Below are 9,039 nucleotides of genomic sequence, written 5' to 3'. Positions count from 1 at the left end.
CGTTCATCTCCGGCGTGCTGTTTCTTATCCTTACGCTGGTCGGCGCGCGCAGTCTGGTCGTGCGGCTGATTCCGGCGCAGATCAAGCTGGGTCTCGGCGCGTCCATCGGGCTCTTTATCGCGGTGCTTGGCTTCCGTAACGCGGGCATGGTGATCGCTAACGCCAAGACCAATGCGCTCGCGCTCGGCGATTTTTCGCGGCCGGGCACTATCGTCGCGCTGATCGGCTTGGCCGCAGCCGTGGTGTTGCAGGGACGCCGTATTCCGGGCGCCATCCTCTGGGCAATCCTGATTGCAGCGGCAGCGGGCGTACCGCTTGGCGTGACGCATTTGCCGTCATCGATCATCTCGTTGCCGCACGACATCATGCCCGTCGCGTTCAAGCTGGATATTCCGAGCGCGCTGACCGTTGCCGCCATTCCTTATTTATTCGTGTTCTTCGCCGCCGAATTTTTCTCGACACTCGGCACCACGCTCGCAGTCGGCGCCAAGGCAAATTTGCTCGATGAAAACGCCAACCTGCCGAATATCAACCGGCCGTTCCTCGTGGATTCAATCGCGGCCACGCTCGGCCCCGTGTTCGGCATTCCAGCGCTCACGGCACTGGTCGAATCGGCGGCGGGCGTGGAAGCGGGCGGGCGCAGCGGACTCTCATCGCTGGCTGCGGCAGGCATGTTCGCGTTGATGCTGTTGTTCGTGCCGGTCGCGCTCGCGATTCCAAAGGAAGCCACCGCGCCCGCGTTGATCCTGATCGGCCTGTCGATGTTCAGCACGATCCGCCACGCACATTTCGACGATTTCACGGACGCCTTCCCGGTCCTTTCCATGGTCCTGCTCACGCTGATGTCGAATAGTTTCGGCACAGGGATTGCGGGCGGCTTGCTGTGTTTCGTGATCGTGAAGCTGCTCGCCGGGCGGTTTAAAGAAGTTCCCTGGGGTCTGGTCGTGCTGGCGATTCCGCTCGGTTATTACTTCTGGACCGTTGTTAAGCACCATTGATTCCGCACCCTTGATTCCGCACTATCGCAAGTACCCAAAAATATGAACGAGACATTTGGCAACGTGCCCGCTTCACGCACCGGCATCACCATCACGCCTGCACACCGGGCATTTTTCAAGGCAATCCCGAAGGTCGAACTGCACTGCCATCTGCTGGGCGCGGTTCGGCATCAGACGTTTATCGCGCTGGCCGAGAAAAGCCACGCACCCATCGAGCGAGCCGAGATCGATGCGTTTTATACGCGCGGTGAGAAGCCGGTCGGCGTGTTGCGCGTGCTGCGCGCGCTCGACGAATACCTGCTCACCGACGCCGATGACCTGCATCGCATCACCTACGAATATCTGCAGGATGCCGCCGCGCACAACGTGCGCCACGCCGAATTTTTCTGGAATCCGACTGGCACCGTACGGGTATCGAAGATTGAATATGGAGATGCGCAGGCCGGCATCGTCGCGGCGATCCGCGATGCTTCGCGGGACTTCGGCATGTCCGCGCTGCTGATTCCGAGCATTGATCGCGAAGCCGATCCCGACGAAGCGGTGGCGCTGGTCGAGTGGATGAAAACCCATCGCGCCGATGAAGTCGCGGGCATTGGCATCGATTATCGCGAGAACGACCGGCCGCCGGAGTTGTTCTGGAAAGCGTATCGCAACGCCCGGGATGCGGGCTTCAAGACCACCGCGCATGCGGGCGAGTTCGGCATGCCGTGGCGCAATGTAGAGACGGCTGTCGAGTTGCTGAAGGTGGATCGCGTCGATCATGGTTATACGATCGTCGACAATCCTGCGCTCGCCGCCCATTACGCCGCGTCAGGTCTGGTGTTCACGGTCGTGCCGACCAACTCCTATTATTTGCGGACGTTGCCACCGGAGAAATGGGCGGAGCTTCATCCGATCCGTCGCATGCCGGAGCTGGGTTTGAAGATCCATCCGAATACCGATGACCCGACGCTGCACAAGGTCAATCCGAGCGAGGCGTGGGAAGTGATGTTCAGCCATTTCGGATTCGGCGTCAGCGATTTGCGGGGTTTCATGCTCAACGGCATTGACGGAGCATGGGCCGATGACGCAACCCGTGACGCGTGGCGAGCCCAGTGGCCGGGCGAATTTGATGCGTTGGCCGAGCAATTGCCGTAAGGGTTGGACGGGTTTTGGGTGCTGGCGGTCGGAGGGTTGCCAGATTCCGGGGGCGCGCCGATGCGGCCCCAAGCACAAGTATTCGCGTTGCCTTATCATTCCCCGGGCATCGCCCAAGCCAAAAATAGCGGCCCAACCATATTGCCGCCGCAGCCCCCAAGACCGCACTCATGTACCCCGCAGCAGACCACCTGACCCAAACCCCAAAAGCAAGACCCGCCCGCATCGTCCTGGCTACCGTCATCGGTAACGCGTTTGTCGCGTACGACTTCACGGTCTACAGCTTCTCCGCCGTCATTATCGGCAAACTTTTTTTCCCGTCGCACAACCCGCTGTCTTCACTGCTGCTGTCGCTTGCAACCTTCGGTGCGGGCTTCGTCATGCGCCCGCTCGGGGCAATCATCATCGGGCAGATCGCCAACAGCCGGGGTCGCAAAGCCGGCATGACCTGGTCGCTCGCATTCATGACACTCGGCACATGGCTGATCGCCTGCCTGCCGACGGTTGCCTCCATCGGTCCGGCTGCAACGGTGCTGATGGTTCTCGCGCGACTCATGCAGGGGCTCGCGGCAGGAGGCGAGATCGGGCCCGCGTCGGCCGTACTGATGGAGTCGGTCCCGCGCGACCGCCGCTGTTATCTCACCAGTTGGCGTGGCGCGAGCCAGGGCGCGGCCGCATTTGTCGCTGCGATGGTCGGCGCAATCACTACCGCCGCGCTCTCGCCAGCCGACATGCACGAATGGGGATGGCGGATTCCGTTCGTGCTCGGTGGGTTGATCGGCCCCGTGGGCTGGTATCTGCGCCGGCGCATGCCTTCGGTTGTCATCGAGGTGCCCAAGCGCCCCCGGCTCGCGACCCTGTTCTCGGAACACGCCCGCACGCTCATGTACGGAACATTGATGATGGCCGCGCCGTCGATCGGTATCTACATCACGGTGTTTTACATGCCTAGCTATCTGGTGCGGACGTTGCATCGCCCTCCGGTCATCAGCCTGCTGACCGCCAGCCTGTCCGGTCTCGTGATCCTGGTGGTGAACCCGCTGGTGGCCCGGATCGCCGACGGCCAAAAGCGCCGCAAGCCAATCCAGTACCTGGCGCTCGTGGTATGTCTTGTGCTGACCTATCCGGCCTTCCTGGCCTTGAGAATGGGCGTAAGCGATGTCACCGCGCTGCTGATCATCCTCGCGTATGCGGCGGTGGCGCTCAGCAACGCCGGCGCCAGCACGGTGATGATGCTGGAGGCCTTTGCGCCGCAGCATCGCGCCGCCGCGCTGTCCATCATGTACAGCTTCGGCGTGGCGATTTTCGGCGGTTTTTCGCCGCTCATCGTCACGTGGCTGATCGCTGCGACCGGCAATCCGATGATGCCCGCGTGGTATCTGATCGCCGCCACCTGCATCACGCTGTTTGCCCTGCAGCGCTTCCCCGAAACGGCGCCCGCCTGAACCGGCGAACCGACTACCGCGCTATCTGCCGCCGGGCCCGTACGAAGACAGCAATTCCAGCTTGCTCGCCCGCTGCAGCTCAAGCGCGCGAGCCCGCGCATCTTGCGGGCTCATGCCGTAAGCGCGGCGAAACGCGCGTGTGAAATCCGACGCGCTATTGAATCCCAGCCCGTAGGCAATATCGATAACTTGAAGGTGCGGAAAGCGGACCAGCTCGTCGGCTGCCTCGCGCAAACGGCGATTGCGGATATACGCGCCCAGTCCGCCTTCATGCTCGAACCAGCGGTAGATCGTGGCGCGTTTCAATTGCAGCGCATCCACCACGCTGGAAGGCGAAAGCTCCGGCTGGTTGAGATTCGCTTCAACGTATCGGCGCACCTGGCTCATCACGGCCGCCTGCACGGCCGCGCGGGCGTCGCCGGTCAGTCTTGCCTGCTTGCGGAAGGCCGCGAGCAGCAGTTGCGCGCCGGCATCCATTTCCCTCACTGCCTGCGCCGCGGTCATTCCCGGCAGATCGCGGCTGAGCGCCAACGCGTGATTCGTCACCAGCTGGGTCAGCGGCGCACCGTGCTCGACAATGCGGCCATGAATTGAATCGGCGTCCGGGAACGTGGCCTCAACGGCCGCTCTTGGCACGAACATCGTCAATACGTGGCATTCGGTCCGCTCGATGCGAAACGGCTGGTCCATGTCGAAAACGATTATTCCCTGAACCGTATTCGGGGCACTGCGTTTCTTCTGCATGCCCTTTCCCGCGTCGACCTCGCCCTGCACAAAGATGTGGAAAACATAGTCGCGCCGCACGTCGGTGGACACTCTCGCGACTGAGCGTTCAAGCGACATGGCGTCGGTGACGGAATCCGTAAAGACGAAATCGCCCACCGCATACCGGTCGATACGGCCGTGAAAGCCGCCGGTAAGCTGAGCCTTCGAAGGCAGGACATCCACGACATGCCCCACCCGGTCACGCCAGGCGAGGAGTTGCTGATCCGCCTCCGAGGCGTATGTGTTGAAACTGCTGCGGACGATGTCAGCATCCGGCACTGCAGCCTGAGCGAGCCCGTCTCGACGGGTATGCGGAGCCATTGTTTTTACCTGATAGCGCCCCAAAACAACCAATCTATTCGGCCGCGGGTCGCGGTGATCAATTTATTTGGAGAATTGAGACATAGGGTAAAGCCTGCCAAAAACAGTGCGGTATCTTCAGATCAATAACTTCGCTGTCCATTCAGCATCATGAGAGCAATGCCTGGTTTACGGCATTGCAAGCGGGAATCACAGGCTCTTTCCATCAAAAGGCGGCTGTAACTGAAAACGATGCCGCCACGCTCGTTCATCGCCATTGGCATTTTGTATTGGCAGAACGAGTGTCTTGATCGGCGATGTCCGGATGAATTGATCGCACCACCCTTCCTGAACAGCTCAGCGAAGCACGACGAGATATCAGCAAATGAGCGCTTTAAAGAAAGCACCGTCACTTGGTCACGGCAACTTGCTGCCAGCAAGTTTAGCCGATCGCCAGCTCGACCACATTGAGCACATGGTCAGGTCCGTTGCGCGTGCCTATCCGGCCGGACCCGTCCACGGCATGGACAAGGAGTATTGGGAAAGCCGGCTTCGCGCCCTGATGAATGAGAGCGACCTTGTGGCCGTGCAACAGCATCGCGTGCAACGGCTGTTGCAGGATCTGGCCAAACGGGTACGGCCGAATGCGTTGAAACAGACGGCGGCGTGAACCGGGTGGGGATCTAAGAACGCGCGTTGATCGTTGAGCGCGGGCACGGGTTGCAACCTGGATACCCTGTCGCCAGCTAGCGCGGTTTGCCCATGACCGCTGCGAGGCAAAGTCGCCATCGACCTGGATGCTTGATGTCATGGTTTTGCTGCTCCGTCAGACTCACTGCGTGGGCTTGGGCGGTAGCCCGACGTAACGCGCGCGAGGCCGGATCAGGCGGCCTGTTTGCGCTTGCTCCAGCGCGTGGGCGAGCCAGCCAGCACAGCGGGCAAGCGCGAAGATCGACAGCGGTGCATGCGCCGGCAGATCGAAAGCAGCGGCAAGAACCGCCAGCGCGAAATCCACGTTAGGACGCTCGCCAACCACCCTCTCCACGCACGCGGCAAGCTCTGCGTACAGCGGCGGCACATTGACCATGCTGAGCAGAGCGCGCGCCCTGGGGTCCCCATCGGCGTATAGCGGATGACCGAATGCCGGAAACACGCGGCCTTGCGCCAGCCAGTTACGCACGGCCGCTTCCGGGCCGACCCTTGTTGCCGTCTCGATCAGTCCACGAACCGACGATGACGCGCCGCCATGCAACGGTCCAGTGAGCGTGGCAAGACCTGCCAACACGCCAGCCGATAAGGACGCGCCCGTGGAGACGGTGACGCGGGTAGCGAACGTCGATGCATTCAGTTCATGATCGGCGAGTAAAACGAGCGAGCGCCGGATTGTGTCTTCCGCCTCCCTGCATCCCCACGATACGGCCAGCCGCTCGCTTAACGTGCGCCCCGCGCGCGAAGAAGCTGTAGCGCCAAGGACAGCGTGTGCAAGCGTCGAAAGGACGCTCGCGGCCTCGTCTCGCAGCACGGCAGGCGTGCGTCCACTCGATGGCAAATCACGCGCGCTACGCCGGGCCAATGCGACGAGACTCGCGGTCAAGGGATCGTCGGCTTTGGTGTCGGCGTCGTGGCGCGTGATTGATGGCTCGATACAAACCGCATCGGTCTCCCATAACAGCCCCGTGACGGCCTCAAACGACGCCGTGTTCGCAAGCTCGATGACATCCCGCCCGCGATACCAGAGCTTTCCGTTGGACACCGTGGAGATGGCGGAAAGCAAAACGGGATCGCCCCAGTCGATGGTCTGCGCGGCGACCTTCTCGATCTTGCGCTGCCCGCTACGACGCTGCGCCATGCGCACTACATCGTCCCGGTGATAAAGGCTGCGGCGCGGGTCTGTTTCATCGGGCTTCGCGCGGATTTTTCCACGACTCACGTTCGCATAGAGCGTCTGCGCGCGGACGTTCAGTACGCTCAAGGCCTCGGCCGCCGTCATCCATGCCATGGAGATCTCACATTGATGAATTGAATCAAGATTGACGTCAACTCTATCAATATTAATATCTGTACATGTCCAGGACAAACGTTCTGGAGCCGCGAGGAGGACAACATGCAGGGATTGCTCAAACAGCACTTCGATACCTTCGCGCGCTACAACGCCTGGGCAAACACCCGGCTCTTCGATGCCGCCGCGCGCCTGAGCGCTGCCGACTATCGCGCGGATCGCGGCGCGTTTTTCAGATCGATACAGGGCACGCTCAATCACTTGCTCGTGACTGACCGGGTATGGATGTTCCGTTTAACCGGCGAAGGCGATTCACCCGACCGGCTCGATGCGATCCTGTTCGAGGAGCTGGAGCCGCTTCGTCAGGCGCGTGAAGCCGAGGACACGCGGATCATGCAGTACATAACGGGACTCAGTGAGGCGTCGCTTGAAGGCGCGATCACATACCGGCGCGTCTCCACGCCGGACGCGATCACGCAACCTCTCGCGCCCGCACTCGCGCATTGGTTCAATCACCAGACGCATCACCGTGGCCAGGCGCATGCCCTGCTGACCGGTCTGGTAGGACGGGCGCCGGAACTTGATTTGCTTTTTTACCAGCGTCTCGCGGAGAAGGGGCTTGCTTGAGCGACAGCGGGCTTCAAAGCAAGCTTCATAGCGGCTTGCGATACACCACGGAGCCTTGCTTCTCGCCGACCTTATCGTAGAGTTGCATTGCCGTGGTGTTGGTCTCTCGCGTGTGCCAATACACGCGCTCCACGCCCGCTGTCTCCGCGTGCCGATAAACCTCCTCGATCAGCTTGCGGCCAACGCTTTTTCCTCTGGCGCTCTCGGCGGTAAACAGGTCCTGCAGATAACAACTCGGGCCGAGTTGAATCGTGCTTCGATGAAAAAGAAAATGCGTCAAGCCGACTAACTCCCCTGCGCTTTCCGCCACCAGTGCATGCATGGGTTCGTAGACATCGAAGAAACGCGACCATGTCATGCGGGTGACTTCAAGCGGTAACGCCGTGTCGCCGTGGCGATCGTAAAACGCGTTATAGCCATCCCAGAGTAGCTTCCATGCGGGGAAATCCGATAACACAACGGGGCGTACGTGAATGGCTTCAGTCATATTGAGTGGCCGGTCGCGGTAGAGGGATCGCGCGCGTCAGCAGGCGTGAGCGTAATGAGGAATGAAAGCGAAGAATAAAAGCGTGCTGGCACCATTCATAGGTCCAATAAGGCCATTAAACGTAGAGCCACGAAATCGTGCGCTCCATGCCGGGCTCAACAATCAAACCGTCAAAAACAACGTCTAAAGTCTGAGTGCCGCTTGCCGATAACGGGTAAACACCTATCCCACGAAGTGACCATTCATATAAACATATATATGTTTTAACGATTGGTTGACCATTCATCAATCTCGGCACGCCTCATTCATTCAAGCAGATAAAGACGCACGGAGACTCGATGTTTTCCTGGTACCGGCAGGTTTCTAAAGGTGAGCGATATACGTTCTGGGCGTGCTTCGGCGGTTGGGCGCTCGACGCTCTCGACGTCCAGATGTTCAGTCTTGTCATCCCCGCGATCATTGCGGAATGGGGTATCAGCAAAACGCAGGCAGGTCTGGTGAGCGGCGTCACGCTGGTGGCGTCCGCGTTGGGTGGATGGATCTGCGGCGCAGCAGCAGACCGTTACGGCCGGGTGAAAACATTGCAGGTCACCGTCATTTTCTTTTCGGTCTTCACGTTACTGTCGGCGTTCGCGCAGAATTATCCGCAGTTCATCGTACTGAAGGCGCTGCAGGGCTTTGGCTTTGGCGGCGAATGGGCAGCGGGCGCGGTGCTGATGGCCGAGACTATTCGCAACGAACATCGCGGCAAGGCGATGGGCGCCGTACAAAGCGCATGGGCCGTCGGCTGGGCCGCAGCCGTGCTCCTTTACGCGACCGTGTTTTCGTTCATGTCACCCGATATCGGCTGGCGGGTGATGTTCGGCATCGGTATCTTGCCCGCACTCCTGATCATCTATATTCGGCGCAACGTGAAGGAACCGGTGGCGCCCGCGCGCAAGGTGGCGGTACTGAAGGACGCGAAAGAGCGCACGCCGCTCCTGTCGATCTTCGCGCCCGACGTAATACGCATGACGCTCATTGGCGGCCTGCTCGGCGTGGGCGCACATGGTGGCTACTCAGCCCTCACCACCTGGCTTCCGACCTACCTGAAGACCGAGCGTCATCTTTCAGTGCTGAGCACCGGCGGTTATCTGGCGGTGATCATCGCGGCGTTTTTCTTCGGCTGCCTGGCCGCGTCGCAGTTGCTCGACCGCATCGGGCGCCGTCAGACCATCCTGCTGTTCTCCGTATGCTGCGTGGGCACGGTCATCGTTTATCTGTTCGTGCCGCTCTCCAATC

Annotated in this window: 9 protein-coding genes; 6 read left to right on the top strand and 3 right to left on the bottom strand. The window is 60.6% G+C overall.

The genetic code is table 11. From position 1 onward, the window contains the following. The 3 genes from JWR14_RS02485 to JWR14_RS02475 form a co-directional block, all read left to right on the top strand. Positions 1-998 (top strand): NCS2 family permease (locus JWR14_RS02485; RefSeq protein ID WP_299700737.1); only part of this gene is annotated, 998 nt, incomplete at its 5' end. Between the two features lie 42 nt (positions 999-1,040). After that, positions 1,041-2,135, top strand: coding sequence for an adenosine deaminase (locus tag JWR14_RS02480; protein ID WP_299700734.1), 1,095 nt, complete (start codon positions 1,041-1,043; stop codon positions 2,133-2,135). A 170-nt stretch (positions 2,136-2,305) separates the two neighbouring features. After that, positions 2,306-3,580, top strand: a complete 1,275-nt coding sequence (locus tag JWR14_RS02475; RefSeq protein ID WP_299700731.1) for an MFS transporter — start codon at positions 2,306-2,308, stop codon at positions 3,578-3,580. A gap of 21 nt (positions 3,581-3,601) precedes the next feature. Here JWR14_RS02475 and JWR14_RS02470 read toward each other — a convergent pair whose 3' ends face one another. After that, positions 3,602-4,666 carry an AraC family transcriptional regulator gene (locus JWR14_RS02470; RefSeq protein ID WP_299700728.1) on the bottom strand — a complete coding sequence of 355 codons (1,065 nt, stop codon included), beginning with the start codon at positions 4,664-4,666 and terminating at the stop codon, positions 3,602-3,604. A gap of 364 nt (positions 4,667-5,030) precedes the next feature. Here JWR14_RS02470 and JWR14_RS02465 point away from each other — a divergent pair, with 364 nt between their 5' ends. Further along, positions 5,031-5,315: a hypothetical protein gene (locus JWR14_RS02465; protein WP_299700725.1), complete on the top strand. Its 285-nt coding sequence runs from the start codon at positions 5,031-5,033 to the stop codon at positions 5,313-5,315. A 162-nt stretch (positions 5,316-5,477) separates the two neighbouring features. Here JWR14_RS02465 and JWR14_RS02460 read toward each other — a convergent pair whose 3' ends face one another. Beyond that, positions 5,478-6,644: a citrate synthase gene (locus JWR14_RS02460; RefSeq protein WP_299700722.1), complete on the bottom strand. Its 1,167-nt coding sequence runs from the start codon at positions 6,642-6,644 to the stop codon at positions 5,478-5,480. 105 nt (positions 6,645-6,749) lie between these two features. On the opposite strand from JWR14_RS02460, the gene JWR14_RS02455 reads away from it, so the two are divergent. Next, positions 6,750-7,271 carry a DinB family protein gene (locus tag JWR14_RS02455; RefSeq protein WP_299700719.1) on the top strand — a complete coding sequence of 174 codons (522 nt, stop codon included), beginning with the start codon at positions 6,750-6,752 and terminating at the stop codon, positions 7,269-7,271. Positions 7,272-7,296: 25 nt separating this feature from the next. Here the strand turns inward: JWR14_RS02455 and JWR14_RS02450 are convergent, their stop codons facing one another. Then, positions 7,297-7,758, bottom strand: coding sequence for a GNAT family N-acetyltransferase (locus JWR14_RS02450; protein ID WP_299700716.1), 462 nt, complete (start codon positions 7,756-7,758; stop codon positions 7,297-7,299). Between the two features lie 338 nt (positions 7,759-8,096). Here JWR14_RS02450 and JWR14_RS02445 point away from each other — a divergent pair. After that, the coding region (locus tag JWR14_RS02445; RefSeq protein WP_299700713.1) for an MFS transporter at positions 8,097-9,039 on the top strand (943 nt) is incomplete at its 3' end.

Source organism: Caballeronia sp. (assembly GCF_028292365.1).
Taxonomy (GTDB): Bacteria; Pseudomonadota; Gammaproteobacteria; order Burkholderiales; family Burkholderiaceae; genus Caballeronia.
This window is presented reverse-complemented; position numbering and strand designations above follow the sequence as displayed.